This window comes from Nocardioides halotolerans DSM 19273 (genome assembly GCF_000422805.1).
Classification (GTDB): domain Bacteria; phylum Actinomycetota; class Actinomycetes; order Propionibacteriales; family Nocardioidaceae; genus Nocardioides; species Nocardioides halotolerans.
Genome location: NZ_AUGT01000009.1, coordinates 370602 through 386751, shown reverse-complemented (window position 1 = coordinate 386751; position 16150 = coordinate 370602). Strand labels below are relative to the sequence as shown.

Here is a 16150-nt window from a genome sequence, read left to right as displayed (position 1 = left end):
GCGTGGCCGCCATGGCACTGCGGATCGTCGCGAGCCGACCGGACCCGGCGCTCATCTCGCTGCCCTGGTCGGTGCCGCTCGAGGAGTGGGGCGAGCCGTACGTCGTGCCGCTGCCGCGGGGGCTGTCGCGGCACGTGGTGCGCATCGTGCGGCTCGGCGACCGGATCTACGCCGTCAAGGAGACCGTCGAGGACATCGCGTTCCGGGAGTACCGCCTGCTCCGCGACCTCCAGCGCCTCAACCTGCCCGCGGTGGTGCCCCAAGGGGTCGTGACCGGCCGGGTCGACGCCGACGGCCGGCCGCTGCCGAGCGCGCTGCTGACCGAGCACCTGCGCTTCTCGCTCCCCTACCGCAGCCTGTTCAGCCACGGGCTCTCCCACGACAGCCTGCCGTCGCTGGTCGACGCCTTGGTGGTGCTGCTGGTCCGGCTCCACCTCGCCGAGTTCTTCTGGGGTGACGTGTCGCTGTCCAACGTGCTGTTCCGCCGCAGCGCGGGTGGCTTCGCGGCGTACCTCGTCGACGCGGAGACCGGCGAGCTGCGGCCGAGCATGGCCGCGTCGATGCGGGACTACGACCTCACGATCGCCACCGAGAACGTCTTCGCCGAGCTGCTCGACCTGCAGGCGAGCGAGTCGTTGGGCCAGGAGATCGAGGCGCACGAGATCGTCGAGCTGCTGGAGTCGCGCTACCGGGTGCTGTGGCAGGAGCTGACCGAGGAGGAGGAGTTCTCGGCCTCGGAGATGTGGCGGATGGAGCAGCGCGTCGAGCGGCTCAACGACCTCGGCTTCGACGTCGACGAGCTCGACATCGTCACCGACTTCGACGGCGACCGGGTGCGGATCCAGCCCAAGGTCGTGGAGGCGGGCCACCACCAGCGCGAGCTGCAGGGGCTCACCGGGCTGCACGTCGAGGACGCGCAGGCCCGCCGTCTGCTCAACGACCTCGCGTCGTACACGGCGGCGCTCGGCCTCGGCCGCGAGGACCGGCACCTGGTGGCGAGCCGCTGGCTCGAGGAGATCTACGAGCCGATCGCCGCGATGATCCCGGCCGACGCCACGGGCAAGCTCGAGCCGGCCGAGATCTTCCACGAGGTGCTGGCGCACCGGTGGTACCTCGCCGAGCGCGCGGGCCACGACGTCGACATCTTCGAGGCCGCCGCCGACTACATCGCGACCGTGCTCAAGGACAAGCCGGACGAGGCGATCAGTCGCTAGGGCTTGCAGACCCGGCAGGCGACCAGGTCCTGCTGGTGCTCGCCGACGGGGCGCAGGTCCTCGCGGTGGGCGATGAGGGCGCAGTCGCGGCGGTGCATGGTGGTGCCGTCGCCGGCGGTCACGGGGAGGGCGGCGACGTCGACGCCCAGGTCGTTGAGGGACGCCGAGCGCGACGTGACGTCGGCCAGGACCAGCAGCGTGTCGGCGAGCCGGCGCGAGGCCTCGCGGTTGTCCTCGGCGATGCGCGCGAGCCACGACCCGAAGTAGAGGAAGCCACCGACGAAGGTCAGTGCGAGCCCGCCGAAGCCGCCGGAGATCATGTACGACTGCTGGTCGTAGCCGAACGGCGTGTTCGCGACGCCGTACCACCCCAGGATGATCACCACGATCCCGAGCGGGAGCAGCGAGGCGCCCACCCAGAACAGCACCGTCTGGAACAGCCGCGAGTTGTCGTTCTTCAGCGGCGCGGCGCCGCTGCCGGAGCGACCGGCCTTCGGGAGGGCGGTGCCGGCGCCGAGTCGCGACCCGGTCGCGGGGGTCGGGGTGGACATCGTGGTCATCACTGAACCTTTCGCAGGTCGGGGAGGCCGGACTCGAGGCCGTGGGTGCAGGCGCCGCCGGCGCCGAGCACCATGGCGCCGAGCCGCCGGAAGTAGCTGCCCGCGAGCAGCGCCCCGCCGAGGCCGGCGAAGAGCAGCAGTCCGGGGATGGAGAACAGCGGCGGGAGGCCGGACGTCGCGGCGACCTCGGTGAGCTGGTCGGGCGCGGCGTCGGCGACCGGCGCGGCGGGCTCGGCGGGCGGTACGGCGCCGCCACCCGCGGGGGCCGCGCCGCCCCCGGTCGCGCCACCACCCGTGCCGCTGTCGCCCGACTCGGTCGGCTCGCTGGTCGGGTCGTTGTCGGGCACGTTGTCGGGGACCGTGAGCGCCTGGACCGTGTCGACGGCCGAGGTCGTGTAGCCGAGGTGGATCACGACCTTCGGCGAGAGGTTGCCCAGCGAGCCGAGCAGGCTCTTCAGGATCGCCGCCTCGGGCGGGAAGGGGATCTGCGCCAGGATCGTGCTGAGCGGCAGCTGGGAGAGGACCGGCTTCAGCGTCTTGAGGTCGATCGTCACGATCAGGCCCTCGATCGTGCCGGAGGCCTTGTCGCCCTCGGCCTTGTAGACGGGCTTGGGCAGCTGGACGGTGATGCCGAGCGCCGCGAGCGCCTCCGCCGGGTTGTCCGGCAGGCCGGGGATGGCCCCGGCGGTGCCGGCGGCGACGTAGCCCTCGGGGCCGAAGCCGAAGCTCTGCCCCGCGATGGTGAGCGTGCCGTAGTCGGCGCGCCCGTTCGCCTTGCCGGTCGCGCCGTCGCTGGTCGCGACCATGGTCGAGGTGATGCCCGACATCGTGACGAGGCCGCCGAGCAGGCGCACGTCGCCGAGGGAGGCCCGCGAGGTCGAGGTGACCAGCGTCCCGTCGGAGGTCGACTGGCTGTCGGCGACGTACCCGTTGACGTCGATCAGCGCCGACAGCGCCGCGGGCAGCTGGCACACGTCGGTGTCGGCGGGCTCGACGGGCGCGTCCGGCGCGTCGCCGTCGACCCGCGAGAAGGTGCGGGAGGCGGGTGCCGCGCCCCGGCCGAGCCCGAGCACGCCGAGGATGTCGTTGAGGTTGTCGATGAGCGGCACGCCGGGGAGACCCGGGAGCAGCGCGCCGCCGCCGGCGGGGTCACCGGAGTCGTCACCGGCGCCGTCACCGGCGTTGCAGTCGTTGGAGAAGCCCACCGTGGCCCGGGCCTTGCCCTTGCCGGAGGTCGTCGTCATCGAGGTGCCGGGGAACGGCGCGTTGTGCTGCTTGGTGGTGTCGGAGGGGTACTGGGAGTTGACCTGCACCGGGTAGCCGTTCTCGACGAGCGAGGTGGGCAGGCCGAGCTGGGAGAAGAAGGTCTTGAGCCCCTCGCCGACGCCGTCGCCGGGCCACATGAAGCTGGCCCGGCCCTTGGTGGTCGAGGAGTCCGCCTTGACCTTCGCGTAGCCGAGGTCGAACTCGGCCTGCGGCACCGTCGGGATCGGGATCGTCGGCTCGAAGATCTCGATCTTGATCGGGGTCGCGATGCCGCTGCTGCTGTAGCCGCTGAACGCGCCCGAGGTGGTGCCGGGATCGGTCGGCGTGGACGAAGGGTCGGCCGTCGGGTCCTCGGTGGGTGAGGCGCTCGGGGACGACGTGGGCGACGGCGAGGACGTCTCGTCGGCCAGCGCCGGACCGGCGGTGAACGACAGCGACGTGGCCGCGAGGCCAGCCGCCACGATCGGGATGATCCTTCTTTTCATGCCGCCCCTCCCAGGATGACGTCGGACATGGTCTCGAGGATCTCGGCGGGCTCGCCGGTGGCGACCACCCGTCCGCCGCTCATCACCGCGGCGTAGTCGGCCACCCGCAGCGCGGTGCGGGCGAACTGCTCGATGCACAGGATGGAGACGCCGCTGGCCGCGATCTGTGACACGGTTTCGTAGAGCTCGTCGACGATCAGCGGCGCGAGGCCCATCGAGAGCTCGTCGAGGATCAGCAACGCGGGGTCGCTCGCGAGCGCCCGCGACATCGCCAGCATCTGCTGCTCGCCGCCCGACATGGTGCCGGCGAGCTGGTGGCGGCGCTCGTGCAGCCGAGGGAAGTAGGAGAACGCCGTGTCGAGGACGGCGGGGGCCGCGACGCCGGCGTACGACATCAGCAGGAGGTTCTCCTGGACGGTGAGGTTGGGGAACACCGACCGGCCCTCGGGCACCGTGCACAGGCCGACCCGGGCGAGGTCCTCGGGGCGGGCGTCGCGCACGTTGACGCCGCCGAGGTGGATGTCGCCGGACGTCGGCTTCTTCTGGCCGCTGACGATCCGGGTGAGCGTGGACTTGCCGGCGCCGTTGGGGCCGAGCAGCGCCAGCACGGCGCCCTTGGGCACCGACAGGTCGACCCCGCGCAGCACCTCGATGCGGCCGTAGGCGGCGTGCACGTCGCACACCTCGAGGATCGGGACGCTCATCGGCCGACCGCCGGGATGGTGGCGGTCGCCTCGACCGGCTGGAGGTCGGTGCGCGTGTCGTCGGGCTCGGCGGCATGCGCGCCACCGTCGTCGGCGTAGCCGAGGTAGGCCTGCTGCACGCGCGGATCGGTGCGGACCTCGTCGGGCGCGCCGGTCGCGATCACCTCGCCGAAGTCGAGGACGTGGATCTCGTCGCAGACCGACATCACCAGCGCCATGTCGTGCTCCACCATGAGGATGCCGCGCCCCTCGGACGCCAGGTCGCGCAGCAGCTCGCCGAACGCCTCGGTCTCGGTCTCGTCCTGGCCCGACGACGGCTCGTCGAGGAGCAGCAGCTGGGGGTCGCCCGCGAGGCAGCGGGCCAGCTCGAGCAGCCGCGCGACGCCGGTCGGGATGGAGTCGGCGCGCTCGTCGGCGTACGCCGTGATGCCGACGCGCTCGAGCAGCCCGTCGACGTCGCCGCGGGCCGGCCGGGCCAGGCCGAGCAGCCCGGCCTGGATGTCGTGCGCGACGCGCACGTTGTCGCGGACCGTCAGCGAGCCGAACGCCTCCAGCCGCTGGAAGGTGCGACCCATGCCCCGCTTGGCCCGGCGGTGCACCGGCGTGTGCGAGACGTTGCGGCCGTTGAACCGGACCTTGCCGCGGGTGGGCTTCTGCAGCCCGCTGATCACGTTGAAGCAGGTCGTCTTGCCCGCGCCGTTCGGCCCGATGAGGCCGGTGACCCGGCCCGACTCGGCGACGAACGACGCGTGGTTGACCGCGGTCACGCCGCCGAACTGCACGACGACGTCGTCGACCACGAGGAGCGGCTCAGTGCGCATGCGCGGGCACCCCCTCCGGCTGGTCGACCTCGGGCTCGTCGACGGGATCGGCCGCTTCGCCGGTGTCGGGGAACAGGTCGTCGGGGTCCGAGCCGCCGGGGAGGGTCGGCAGGTTGGCCCGGATCGTGGGCGCGATGCGGCGCTCGGCCCACCGGCCGGCCCGGAACATGAACACCGCGAGGCCGTTGGGCTCTCGGGCGAGCAGGATCGCCCCGACGGCGACGACGACGAACAGCAGGCCGCCGACCGACGGATAGCTCGACTGGAGCTGGGGCAGCGCCATCATCGCCACACCGCCGAGGACCGCGCCGGTGACCGAGGTGACCCCGAAGACGGCGGCGAAGAGGAGCAGCAGCAGGCTCTGGAAGTAGATGAAGTCGCCGGCGCCGATGTTCTGGCGCAGCCCGGCGAACAGCGCGCCCGCCATGCCCGCGATCGCGGCGGAGAGCGCGAACAGCACCACCCGGAACCACCGGACGTCCAGGCCGAGGGTGCCGCAGGCGGCCGTGCTGTCGCGGGTCGCGATGAGGAGCCGGCCGACGACGCCGCGGCGCAGCAGCAGCACCGCCCAGGCCGTCAGCACGAGGAAGACGGCCATCAGGAACACGTAGCCGCCGGTCGAGTCGACCGTGTGGCCGAGCAGCGAGAGGCGGCTGGCGGGCAGCAGGCCGTTGAAGCCGAAGGCGAAGTCGGCCTGGAAGACCATCTTGTCCATGATCGACGCGAAGGCGAGCGTGGCCAGCGCGAGGTACAGCCCGGTCAGCCGGAGCACCGGCAGCGCGACCAGCGCACCGACGCCGGCGGCGACCAGGGCCGAGAGCAGGAGGCCGCCGAGGTTCGGCTGGTCGAGCTTGGCGTAGGTGAGCGCGCCGACCCCGGCGAACGTGAGCTGGGCCAGCGACACGTGGCCGCCGTACCCGGTGAGGAGCACCAGCGACAGCATCACGATCGCGAACGTCGCGGCGGTGCCGACGAGCAGCAGGTTCGCCTCGGAGAGCGCGCCCGCGAGAAGGGCGACGAACAGCAGCAGCCCGGCGCTCCAGCCCATCGTGCGGGGCAGCGAGGGCAACGGCGCCGACACGATGCCCTTGACCTGGCCGATGCGGAGCTGCGCCTGCGGAAGCGCGACCACGACGACGAACAGGAACAGCGCGGGCACGACGTTCTTGACCTGCGAGAGGAAGCCGTCGACCTGGACGTAGCCCGCGACGTACGACGACAGCAGGCCCAGCCCCATCGCGCCGACGAAGGTCCACGGCAGGCTCTTGAGCCGGCCCAGCATCGCGGCGGCGTAGGCGTTGATGACCAGCAGGGTGAGGGCGTAGTAGTCGAGGCCGACCGTCGAGACCAGCAGGATGCCGCCGAGGCCGGCCAGGGAGACACCGACCATCCAGGCGAGCGCGGCGACCTGGTCGGGCTTGCCACCGAAGAGCCGGAGCAGCTCGGGGTTGTCGACCGAGGCCCGCATGGCCGTGCCGACCCGGGTCCGGGTGAGCAGCACGAAGAGGCCCACCGCCACCAGCACCGACGCCAGGATCGTGATGACCTGGTGGGCGGTGATCGTGGCCTCGCCGAGGCTGAACGTCGTGCCGGCGAAGAACGGAAGGATCGTGCGCGCCTCGGCCGGGTAGATCTGCTGGGCCGCGCCGATGCAGAGCACCAGCAGCGCGACGGTGACGACGAGCGAGACGCTCGCCTGCGCGTCACCGAGCCCGCGGGCGATGAACCGCGCGATGAACCACCCGATCGCCGGTGCGACGACGAGGAGGACCAGCGCCAGCGCCAGCGGCGTCGGCATCCCCTGCTTGACGCTGAAGTCCCAGAACACGAACGACAGCAGCATGCCGAGCGCGCCGTGCGCGATGTTGAAGACGCGGGTCGTGCTGTAGGTCAGCACCAGCCCGCTGGCGGCGATGGCGTACGCCGCCCCCGAGAACAGCCCGAACAGGGTGTAGGCGATGAACGAGCTCATGTCCGCCGCCTCAGCCCGTGGTGGTTCCGGCGCAGGTGTACTTGCTGCCGCCCACCGGCTTCCAGGTGCCGCCGCTGAGCTGGAGGAACCGCCAGCAGTCGCCGGTGCGCCGGCTCGCCACGTGCTGCGGGGCGGTCAGCCCGTTGGCCGTCCAGTTGTCGGTCTTGCGGAGGGCGTCGACGAGCGTCGCCCGGCTCAGCTTGCCGCCGAGGGCCGCGGCCTTCTCGACGAAGAGCCGCGCCGCCGACCAGGAGAACACGCCGAAGAACGTCGGCGCCGCGCCCGGGCTGACCTGCTGGAGCCAGCTGAGGTAGAGCTGCATCTCCTTGTTGGTGTTGGCCTCCTCGAACGGCACGAAGTTCATGAAGATCACGGTGCCGTCGACGGCGTCGCCGCCGGAGCTCACGAACTCCGGGATGTAGTCGGTGGGGTCGCGGAGGTAGACGTCCGGCTTGTAGCCGACCTGCTGGAAGGCCTGCGCGAGCCGTACGGACTGCTGGTAGGCGCCGGTCCAGAAGACCACCTTGACGCCCTTGTCCTTGAGCTGCTGGGCGTACGGCGCGTAGTTGAACTCGGCGACGTCGATGCCCTGCACGACGTCGAAGTGCAGCCCCTGCTTGGTCATCGCGCGGGCCGAGGCCGGACCGTTCTCGGCCGCGGCGCCGGCGTTGATGTAGAGCGCGGCCGCGTGTGCCGCGGCGTCGGGGTAGTTCTTCTTGATGAACACCCCGGGCGCGTTCTCCCACTCGCCGGTGTTGTTCGACTGCGCCGGGAAGCACGTCGTGCAGGAGTTGCGGTCGCGGGTGACGGCCGCGGAGCGGATGTCGGGCAGCCCGCACGACTGGGTCGTCGCGGCGCCGCCGGAGTCGAACGCCGACATCGAGCCGACCATCGCGAAGGTCTCGGCGCAGCCCTTGGCGTAGTTGGCCTGGTCGGCGCCGGCGTCGGTGCGGCTGTCGTAGGTGACGAGCTTCAGCTTGCGCCCGCAGATGTCGCTGGTGGAGTTGAAGTAGGCGACGTAGGCCTTGACGGCGTCCTGGGCGGACTCGAAGAGGCCAGGCACCGGCCCAGAGATGTCCGAGGCGTTGCCGATCGTGATCTCGGAGTCGGTGATGCCAGGGCCGTTCTTGAAGCCGTCGCAGCTCGCGGCGCCGCCGCCGCCGGTGGGCGCGTTGTCGCCGCCGCCGGCGTCACCGCCGCCGCCGCTGTCACCTCCCGCGCCGCTGCCGGACCCGCTGCCGCTGCCGGTCCCGCTGCCCGTGCCGGTGCCGGTGCCGGTGCCGGTGCCCGTCCCGGCGCCGGTGGACGTGTCGCCACCCGTCGTCGTGTCGCCGCCCGTCGTCGTGTCGCCGCCGGTGGTCGTGTCGCCCGTGCCCGCGCCGGGGACCACCCCGCCGCCCTGGGCGTCGACGTTCGTGCCGCTGCCGGCGGTCGCGACCTCGTCGGGGTCGAGCTGCGACCCGCAGGCCGCCAGGCTCAGGGCCAGCACCAGGGCGCCCCCCGCACCCAGGGTCCGAACCGTGCCGAGGCGCGCAGCAAGACGTGTCACGGGGCCCTCCCAGGCGCAAAACTAGAACGTGTATCAGTCCGTAAACGAGCGCACGGGGCAAAGGTGACGGTGGTCACCGAGGTGGACGTCGGCGGGTGGGTACCGCCTCGGCCGCCCTACGAGCGGCCGGAGCGCGTCACTCCTCCTCGGGGACGCTGGGCTCGAGCTCCACGTAGTCGCCGACGCTGAAGGTGCCGTTGGTGTCGAGGGTGACCGGCTGGACGCCGACCGGGTGCCCGTCGCGGTAGGTCAGGAGCGAGATGCCGGCCGGGCGGCGGATGGCGGCACCCACCGCGACGGCGTACGCCGCCCCGCCGGTCGTGCCGGTGGTGTAGCTGTAGCCGACCGCGCCGTTCTCGCCGGTCATCTCGGTGGGGCCGCTCTGGACGTGGAGGTGGCCGCCGACGACCAGGTCGGTGCAGCCGCGCTCGAGCGCGGGGTCGCCCATGTTGGCGTCGTGCACGAGGATCGTGGTGATCCGGTCGCCGTTCTCGTCGGCCTCGCAGGCGGCGTCGGCCAGCCGGTCCGCGACCTCGCCGAAGCTCAGGCCGCTCTCGTCGCGCCAGCTCCCGAGCCCGCTCGAGCGGGGGTCGGCGACGCCGAGGAGCCGCACGCCTGCCGGCCCGTCGACCGCCTCGCCGTCGAGCATCGTCCAGCCGTGGTCCGCGAGGTAGCGGCCGACGAAGGTGCCGTGGTCGTGGTTGCCGGTCACCGCCCACTTGGCGTCGGCGTAGGGGCCGTCGTCGAACGCCGCGTCGAGCGAGTCGAGCGAGAAGGCCTCCCAGGTGCTGCCGGTCGAGGTGTCGTCGCCGGCGTCGAAGACCGCCTCGGCCGCGGCCGCGTCGCCGACCGCGCGGGCGACGCGGTCCATGCCGATGTTGTCGTGCCGGTCCGAGACGAGGAGCACGACGGTCTCGTCCTCCTCCGGCTCGCGCAGCTCGAGGTCGGCGGCCGCCTCGGCGGCGTCGCGGTAGAAGGTCTTGCCCTCGTCGTAGGTGCCGACCGCACTCTCGATGAGCCGCCGGGTCTGGTTGGTGGTCACGTCGCCGCGGACCTCGACCCGGTCGAGGCCGGCGGGGAGGCGTACGTCGGGGCCGAGGAACGTCGCGAGGGGTTGCCAGTCCTCCTCGGTGTCGAGCCTGGTCTCGTCCTGCCCCCAGGGTTGGGCCACCACCACGCCGATGACCACCAGCGACAGCACGAGGGCCATCGAGCGGCGCCGCTTGCGCGGGCGCGCGAAGAGCGCGCGGCGCCGGTGCGGTCCGACCAGTGCCCAGAGCACGATCGGCACCAGCGCGAGCGCGCCCCCGCGCACGAGCGAGTCGACGACGAGGTCGGCGACGACCTCCTGGACGCGGGCCTCGGGTCCTTCGGGCTGGCCCGCGATGAGTGCGTAGCGGTCGATCAGCGCGGCGGTGCTCGGCGCGTTGGTCTTGCCGAGGGTCACCGAGACGCCGATCCGCTGATCGGTCGGCACGCGCACGTCGGGCAGCACCGGCCCGGTCAGGAGCACCACGTGGCCCGACAGGTCGGGACGGATGATCGCGTCGTGACTGGCCAGCGTGGTCGCGCGGCTGCTGTTGAGGAAGATCCCGCTCGCGCACACCAGGGTGAGCAGGATCCAGGTCAGCGCGTAGCCCACGCTGACGAGGACCCGCCTGCCCGGCGACATCCCCATCGTCAGGCGCGCGCCTGCGCCACGGCGTAGAGGGCGACCGAGGCGGCGACGCCGGCGTTGAGCGACTCGACCTGGTTGACCATCGGGATCGAGACCAGCTGGTCGCAGGTCTCGGCCACAAGGCGCGAGAGGCCGTCGCCCTCGGAGCCGACGACCACGACCAGCGGCCCGTCGCCTAGCTCGAGGTCGGGCAGCGACACATCGCCGTCCGCGGCCAGCCCGACCACCATGCACCCGGCGTCCTGGTAGCTCTTGAGCTGGCGCACGAGGTTGACCGTCTGGGCGACCGGGATGCGCGCCGCGGCACCGGCGCTGGTCTTCCAGGCGGACGCCGTCATGCCGGCCGCGCGGCGCTCGGGGACGAGCACGCCGTGCGCGCCGAACGCCGCGGCGCTGCGGACCGCCGCGCCGAGGTTGCGCGGGTCGGTGACCTGGTCGAGGGCGAGCAGGAGCGGCGGCTCGCCCTGCTCCTTCGCGCGGTCGAGCAGGTCGTCGGGGTGGGCGTACTCGTAGGCCGGGATGCGGGCGGCCAGGCCCTGGTGCACCGCGCCGCTGGTCAGCCGGTCGAGCTCCGCCTTGGTCACCTCGAGGAGGCTGACTCCGCCCTCGCTCGCCAGCCGGAACGCCTCGCGGAGCCGGCCGTCGCGCTCGGCGCCCTCGGCGACGTACACGCCGTTGACGGGCACGCCCTCGCGCAGCGCCTCGACCACGGAGTTGCGGCCCGCGATCCACTCGGCGTCGCCGGTGGTGCGCCGCTTCGGGCGGGTGCCCTGGGACTTGGCCGCCTTCTTCGCCGCCTTGTGCGCCTTGTGGTAGGGCCGGTCCTTCGCCTTGGGCGTCGGCCCCTTGCCCTCGAGGCCGCGCCTGACCCGCCCGCCCGAGCCCGCCGTCGGCTTCTTGGCGGTCTTGCGGACCGACCCCTTGCGCTGGCTGTTGCCTGGCACCTAGATCGCCTCCGTGGGGGTAGTCCGACAGCGGCTCACGCCAGGCTCCACTTCGGGCCGGCCGGGGTGTCCTCGACCTCGATGCCGGCGGCCTTGATCTGGTCGCGGATGGCGTCGGCGGTGGCGAAGTCCTTGGCCTCGCGGGCCGCCTGGCGCTGCCCGAGCAGGCCGGCGACCAGGGCGTCGACGGCGCCGGTCAGCTGGGCGTCGGCGCCACCGCTGCTGGGCCACGCGGGATCCTCCGGGTCGAGGCCGAGCACGTCGAGCATCGCTCGCACCTGGCCCGCAGTCGCGCCGGCGTCCTCGCCGGCGGCGAGCTGGCGGTTGCCCTCGCGGACGGCGTCGTGGAGGACGGCCACCGCGGCCGGGGTGCCGAGGTCGTCGTCCATCGCGGCGACGAACGCCTCGGGCAGCTCGCCCGCCGCGCCGGAGCCGGCCCGGTCGAGGAAGTTCTCGATCCGCTGGAACGCGGCCGCCGCCTCGTCGAGCGCCTCGAAGCTGAACTCGACGTGGCTGCGGTAGTGCGCCGCGACGAGGTAGTAGCGCAGCTCGATGCCGCGCACCCGCTCGAGCACCGCCGGGATCAGCAGGCTGTTGCCGAGCGACTTGCTCATCTTCTCGCCGGAGGTGGTGATCCAGGCGTTGTGCATCCAGTACGACGCGAACTGGTGCCCGGCCGCGCGCGACTGGGCCTGCTCGTTCTCGTGGTGGGGGAAGCGCAGGTCGACACCACCGCCGTGGATGTCGAAGGCGGTGCCGAGGTACTTCCCGGCCATCGCGGAGCACTCGATGTGCCAGCCCGGGCGTCCAGGACCCCAGGGGCTCGGCCACGCCGCGGTCTCGGGCTCGGACGCCTTCTTCCAGCCCTTCCAGAGCGCGAAGTCGCGCGGGTCGCGCTTGCCGCGCGGGTCGGCGTCCTCCGCGGCCTCCATGTCGTCGATCTTCTGGTGGGTCAGCTCGCCGTACGACGGCCAGGACCGGACGTCGAAGTAGACGTCACCGCTGCCGTCGTCGGCGGGGTACGCGTGACCCTTGCCGATCAGCTGACCGATCAGCTCGACCATCTCGGGGATGTGGCCGGTGGCGGCCGGCTCGTAGGTCGGCGGCGCGACGTTGAGCGCCTCGTAGGCGCGGTCGAGCTCGCGCTTCATCGCGTAGGCGAGGTTGTACCAGGGCCGGCCCTGCTCGGCCGCCTTCACCAGGATCTTGTCGTCGATGTCGGTGGTGTTGCGGATGAACGTCACCTCGTAGCCCTCGTGGCGCAGCCAGCGCTGGAGCACGTCGAAGTTCACCGCGCTGCGCACGTGACCCACGTGCGGCTCCGACTGCACCGTCAGCCCGCAGACGTAGAGACCCGCCTTCCCCTCCTCGAGGGGCGCGAAGTCACGGACCTCGCGGGTCTGGGTGTCGTAGAGCCTGAGCACCGTCTAAGTCTAGGGAGAGGTTGGGGCTGGGCCTGCTTTCGTGGCTCCCGGGTCCGGTCCGTCGGGCCGGCCTCCCGCGGCGCTGTGCCGCCGCGCGCCCCGTGGTGGGGTGCCATGGCTTGGTCGCGCTTGGCGCGCGCCGGCCCTTGACGCTGCCGCGGGAGCCCGGCCCAACAGACCGGGCAGGACGGCCCTCACTGCGTCAACACGGGTGGGATGGGCGGGCTCGTGAGCCGCTGCGCGCCTCACTCGCCCGCGTCGTCGCTGGGCGCTCGACCTAGTCCGAGAGTTCCGCGACGTTGCCGAAGAAGTCGTCGATCTGGCGCACGACCTCGGTGAACTGGTCGAAGTCGGCCGGCTTGGAGACGTGCACCGAGGCGTGGAGGTCGTAGCTCTTGGCGACGTCCTCCTGGGCCTGGGAGGTGGTGAGCACGACGACCGGGATGCGGCGCAGCGCGGGGTCCTGCTTGACCTCGGCGAGGACCTCGTGACCCGACTTCCGGGGCAGGTTGAGGTCGAGCAGGATCAGGTCGGGGCGCGTCGCCTCGGCGTACGGCTCGGCCCGCCGCAGGTAAGACATGGCGTCGACGCCGTCGTTGACGACGTGGAGGTCGGTCGAGAGGCGACCGGCAGCCAGCGCCTCGCGGGCGATCAGCACGTCGCCGGGGTCGTCCTCGACGAGCAGCACCGAGAGCGCCTGGTCAGGGTGCTGCGCGTAGCGCGGGTTCATCGTCGTCCACCGTCTCGCCGGGTGCCTCGGTCTGGGGCAAGGTGAGTTGGAACCTAGCACCCGGTTCGTGCTTCTCCGCCAACCAGATCCGGCCCCGGTGGAAGTCGACGATCTTGCGGCACAGCGCGAGCCCGATGCCGGTCCCGCCGTACTCGTCGCGCAGGTGCAGCCGCTGGAAGATGGTGAAGATCCGGTCGGCGTACTGCGGGTCGATGCCGATGCCGTTGTCGTCGACCGTCAGCAGCCACTGGTCGCCCTGCTGCTCGGCGCTGACCGAGATCCGCGCGGGCTCGTCGGGTCGCCGGTACTTCACCGCGTTGCCGACCAGGTTCTGCAGGAGGGCGGTGAGCAGCGTCGGGTCGCCCGGGACGGTCGGGAGCGGGCCGTGCTCCACCGTGGCGCTCGCCTCCGCGATCGGCTCCTCGAGGTTGGTCAGGGCGCGGGCGAGCGCGCTCTCGAGGTCGACCTGCACGAAGTGCTCGTGCGACCGGCCGACCCGCGAGAAGTCGAGCAGGTCGTTGATGAGCACCTGCATCCGCTTGGCGCCGTCGACCATGAAGGCGATGTACTGGCGCGCCTTGTCGTCGAGCTGGTCGGAGTACTGGCGCTCGAGGAGCTGGCAGAAGTTGGTGACCTTGCGCAGCGGCTCGGACAGGTCGTGCGAGGCGACGTACGCGAACTGCTCGAGGTCGGTGTTGGACCGCGCCAGCTCGGCGCTGCGCTGCTGGATGCGGCTCCGGGCCCGCTCGATCCGCTCGATCTGCGAGGCGAGCGTCCCGCGCATCAGGTCCACGTCGGACGCGAGCGCCTGGATCTCGAGCGGCCCGCTCTGCGCGATCTCGAGGTCGAGGTTGCCGGCGGCGACCTCCCGGGTCTGGCGCATGAGCCCTGTCATCGGCGCGAGCACCTGCTGGCGCAGGCCGCGGCCCAGCCCCAGGCCCGTGACGAGCAGCACGGTCGCGCCGAGGGCGATGACCGACCACACCCAGACGAACGCGCGCTCGCGCTCCTCGGTGACGTCGGCGCGCTTCGCGTCGATGCTGTTGGTGAGGTCGTTGGAGGCCTCGCGGACGCGGTCGAACGCCGCGCGCGCCTCGGGCGTCGCGACGGCCGCCGCCGCTCCCGGGTCGCCCTCCCGCACCCGGGCGATGATCGGCTCCGCGATCGTCGTGCGCCACTCGTCGATGGCCGTGTTGAGCACCTTCAGCTTGGCGAGCAGCTCGGGGTAGTCGAGGAGGTACTTGCGCAGGGTCCCCTGCGCCGAGCCGCCGAGCAGGTTGGCGATGTTGTAGGGCTCGAGGAAAGCCTCGTCCCGGCCGAGCGCGAAGCCGCGGACGCCGCTCTCCTGGTTGACCATCGCCGTGAGCGTGTTCTGGCTGATGGTGTAGGCGGGGTCCCACTGCTCGACGAGCTCGTCGCCGGTGCTCTTGGCCTCGGCGATGTAGTAGACGACGGTCGCGACCAGCACCATCAGGAGGATCAGCACGCCGACGATCGCGCGGGTGACGCGTCGTCGGAGGCTCCAGCCCTGCACGGTCACGCGGTCCGCCCCGCGCCGGGGTCGTCGACCCTGAGCACCACCAGGGCGGTGTCGTCGACCGCGCGGATGGGCGCCTGCGCCACGATCGAGGCCAGCAGGTCGTCGAGCGACCCGTCCTCGCCCAGCGCGCCGCAGGCGATCTCGAGCAGCTCGTCGAGCCCGACGCTGGTGAGGCTGTCGACCTGGCGGAAGGCGTCGAGCAGCCCGTCGGTGTAGAGGAGGAGCGCCGAGCCGGTCTGGAGCGTGGTGCGGGTGACCGGCCAGCCGGCCGGGGGCACCTCGTCACGGATGCCGATCGGCGGGCCGAACGCCACCTCGAGGTAGGCCGCCGCACCGTCGGCGCACAGCATCGGCGGCGGGTGCCCCGCCACCTGGATCGTCGCGCCGAGGTCGCGGTCGATCGCCACGTCGCAGACCGTGACGAAGATGCCGCCGGGGCTCTCGGCCTCGAGCAGCCGGGAGAGGGCGACGAGGATCTCGTCGTCCGGCACGCCGGCCAGCACCAGCGACCGCCACGCCACGCGCAGGTGGACGCCGAGCGCGGCCTCGTCGGGTCCGTGGCCCATCACGTCGCCGATCACGGCGCGGACCCGGCCGTCGGGCAGCTCGACGACGTCGTAGAAGTCCCCGCCGAGCACGGCGCGCGCCCGGCCCGGCCGGTAGTGGCTCGCGCAGCTGACGAACCCGGTGCGGAGCAGCGGCTTGGGCAGCAGGCCGCGCTCGAGCCGCGAGTTCTCGGCGGCGAGCAGCCTCTCTTCGCGCAGCTGCACCTCGGTCAGCTGCGTCTGGCGTCGCTGGACGGCGTACCGGATCGTGCGGTCGAGCAGCTCGGGCGTGAGGTCGTCCTTGATGAGGTAGTCCTGGGCGCCCGCCGCGACCGCCTCGACGCCGGTCCGGTCGTGGCGCCCGGTCAGGACGATCACCGGGGTGGTCGTGACCTCGGCGACGACGGTGTGCAGCGCCGAGAGACCCTCGGCGTCAGGCAGGCCGAGGTCGAGCAGCACGCACGAGGGCTTCTCGACGAGCGCGTCGACGCCGTCGGCGACCGTGCGGCACCAGATCAGGTCGTCGTCGGCGAGCCCGGCGTCGCGCAGGCACTCCCGCACGAGGAGTGCGTCCCCCTCGTCGTCCTCGACGAGCAGGACGCCCGACAGACGCTGGGTCATGTGGCTCCCTCTGGCGGCGCCTCCCTGTGGCACCGGCCAGACGCAGACTAACGGGGTGCAGGGCCGAACCGAGGTGATTGCGGAAGAACGGAAGCTG

At 72.3% G+C, this 16150-nt stretch carries 13 protein-coding genes; 1 reads left to right on the top strand and 12 read right to left on the bottom strand.

All coding sequences use genetic code 11. The features are described 5' to 3' along the window. Positions 1-11: 11 nt before the first annotated feature. Positions 12-1214: a DUF4032 domain-containing protein gene (locus tag G514_RS0101710; protein ID WP_028650349.1), complete on the top strand. Its 1203-nt coding sequence runs from the start codon at positions 12-14 to the stop codon at positions 1212-1214. Here the strand turns inward: G514_RS0101710 and G514_RS0101705 are convergent. The 12 genes from G514_RS0101705 to G514_RS24305 all read right to left on the bottom strand — a co-directional run bounded on the left by G514_RS0101705 (position 1211) and on the right by G514_RS24305 (position 16053). Next, positions 1211-1774: a hypothetical protein gene (locus G514_RS0101705; protein ID WP_028650348.1), complete on the bottom strand. Its 564-nt coding sequence runs from the start codon at positions 1772-1774 to the stop codon at positions 1211-1213. The two genes, G514_RS0101710 and G514_RS0101705, sit on opposite strands and share 4 nt — an antisense overlap. Continuing rightward, complete coding sequence (locus G514_RS0101700) at positions 1774-3525, bottom strand: choice-of-anchor P family protein (protein WP_157544548.1); 1752 nt, start codon at positions 3523-3525, stop codon at positions 1774-1776. The genes G514_RS0101705 and G514_RS0101700 overlap by 1 nt, the downstream gene beginning before the upstream one ends. Continuing rightward, complete coding sequence (locus G514_RS0101695; protein ID WP_028650346.1) at positions 3522-4229, bottom strand: ABC transporter ATP-binding protein; 708 nt, start codon at positions 4227-4229, stop codon at positions 3522-3524. The genes G514_RS0101700 and G514_RS0101695 overlap by 4 nt, the downstream gene beginning before the upstream one ends. Then, the gene (locus tag G514_RS24320; protein WP_051246460.1) at positions 4226-5050 is read right to left on the bottom strand and encodes an ABC transporter ATP-binding protein; all 825 of its coding nucleotides are present in this window, start codon (positions 5048-5050) and stop codon (positions 4226-4228) included. The genes G514_RS0101695 and G514_RS24320 overlap by 4 nt, the downstream gene beginning before the upstream one ends. After that, a complete protein-coding gene (locus G514_RS24315; protein ID WP_051246457.1) occupies positions 5040-7022 on the bottom strand; it encodes an ABC transporter permease in 1983 nt (660 codons plus the stop codon). The genes G514_RS24320 and G514_RS24315 overlap by 11 nt, the downstream gene beginning before the upstream one ends. A 10-nt stretch (positions 7023-7032) precedes the next feature. Beyond that, positions 7033-8571 carry an ABC transporter substrate-binding protein gene (locus tag G514_RS0101680; protein WP_157544547.1) on the bottom strand — a complete coding sequence of 513 codons (1539 nt, stop codon included), beginning with the start codon at positions 8569-8571 and terminating at the stop codon, positions 7033-7035. A gap of 136 nt (positions 8572-8707) precedes the next feature. After that, the gene (locus G514_RS0101675; RefSeq protein ID WP_245582064.1) at positions 8708-10243 is read right to left on the bottom strand and encodes a metallophosphoesterase; all 1536 of its coding nucleotides are present in this window, start codon (positions 10241-10243) and stop codon (positions 8708-8710) included. Between the two features lie 8 nt (positions 10244-10251). After that, entirely contained in the window at positions 10252-11193 is a 942-nt protein-coding gene (gene rlmB, locus G514_RS0101670; RefSeq protein ID WP_028650343.1) for a 23S rRNA (guanosine(2251)-2'-O)-methyltransferase RlmB, read from the bottom strand. Positions 11194-11228: 35 nt separating this feature from the next. Next, complete coding sequence (gene cysS / locus G514_RS0101665; RefSeq protein ID WP_028650342.1) at positions 11229-12617, bottom strand: cysteine--tRNA ligase; 1389 nt, start codon at positions 12615-12617, stop codon at positions 11229-11231. A gap of 277 nt (positions 12618-12894) precedes the next feature. Further along, the gene (locus G514_RS0101660; RefSeq protein ID WP_051246453.1) at positions 12895-13347 is read right to left on the bottom strand and encodes a response regulator; all 453 of its coding nucleotides are present in this window, start codon (positions 13345-13347) and stop codon (positions 12895-12897) included. Then, complete coding sequence (locus G514_RS24310; protein ID WP_036563189.1) at positions 13319-14887, bottom strand: sensor histidine kinase; 1569 nt, start codon at positions 14885-14887, stop codon at positions 13319-13321. The genes G514_RS0101660 and G514_RS24310 overlap by 29 nt, the downstream gene beginning before the upstream one ends. Beyond that, positions 14884-16053: a PP2C family protein-serine/threonine phosphatase gene (locus tag G514_RS24305; protein WP_036563188.1), complete on the bottom strand. Its 1170-nt coding sequence runs from the start codon at positions 16051-16053 to the stop codon at positions 14884-14886. Before G514_RS24305 ends, G514_RS24310 begins: the two co-directional genes overlap by 4 nt. Positions 16054-16150: the final 97 nt, after the last annotated feature.

Coding starts and splice junctions, on each gene's coding strand:
- G514_RS0101710 (WP_028650349.1), top strand. CDS start 12: ATGGCACTGCGGATCGTCGCGAGCCGACCGGACCCGGCGCTCATCTCG.
- G514_RS0101705 (WP_028650348.1), bottom strand. CDS start 1,774: ATGACCACGATGTCCACCCCGACCCCCGCGACCGGGTCGCGACTCGGC.
- G514_RS0101700 (WP_157544548.1), bottom strand. CDS start 3,525: ATGAAAAGAAGGATCATCCCGATCGTGGCGGCTGGCCTCGCGGCCACG.
- G514_RS0101695 (WP_028650346.1), bottom strand. CDS start 4,229: ATGAGCGTCCCGATCCTCGAGGTGTGCGACGTGCACGCCGCCTACGGC.
- G514_RS24320 (WP_051246460.1), bottom strand. CDS start 5,050: ATGCGCACTGAGCCGCTCCTCGTGGTCGACGACGTCGTCGTGCAGTTC.
- G514_RS24315 (WP_051246457.1), bottom strand. CDS start 7,022: ATGAGCTCGTTCATCGCCTACACCCTGTTCGGGCTGTTCTCGGGGGCG.
- G514_RS0101675 (WP_245582064.1), bottom strand. CDS start 10,243: ATGTCGCCGGGCAGGCGGGTCCTCGTCAGCGTGGGCTACGCGCTGACC.
- G514_RS0101660 (WP_051246453.1), bottom strand. CDS start 13,347: ATGAACCCGCGCTACGCGCAGCACCCTGACCAGGCGCTCTCGGTGCTG.
- G514_RS24305 (WP_036563188.1), bottom strand. CDS start 16,053: ATGACCCAGCGTCTGTCGGGCGTCCTGCTCGTCGAGGACGACGAGGGG.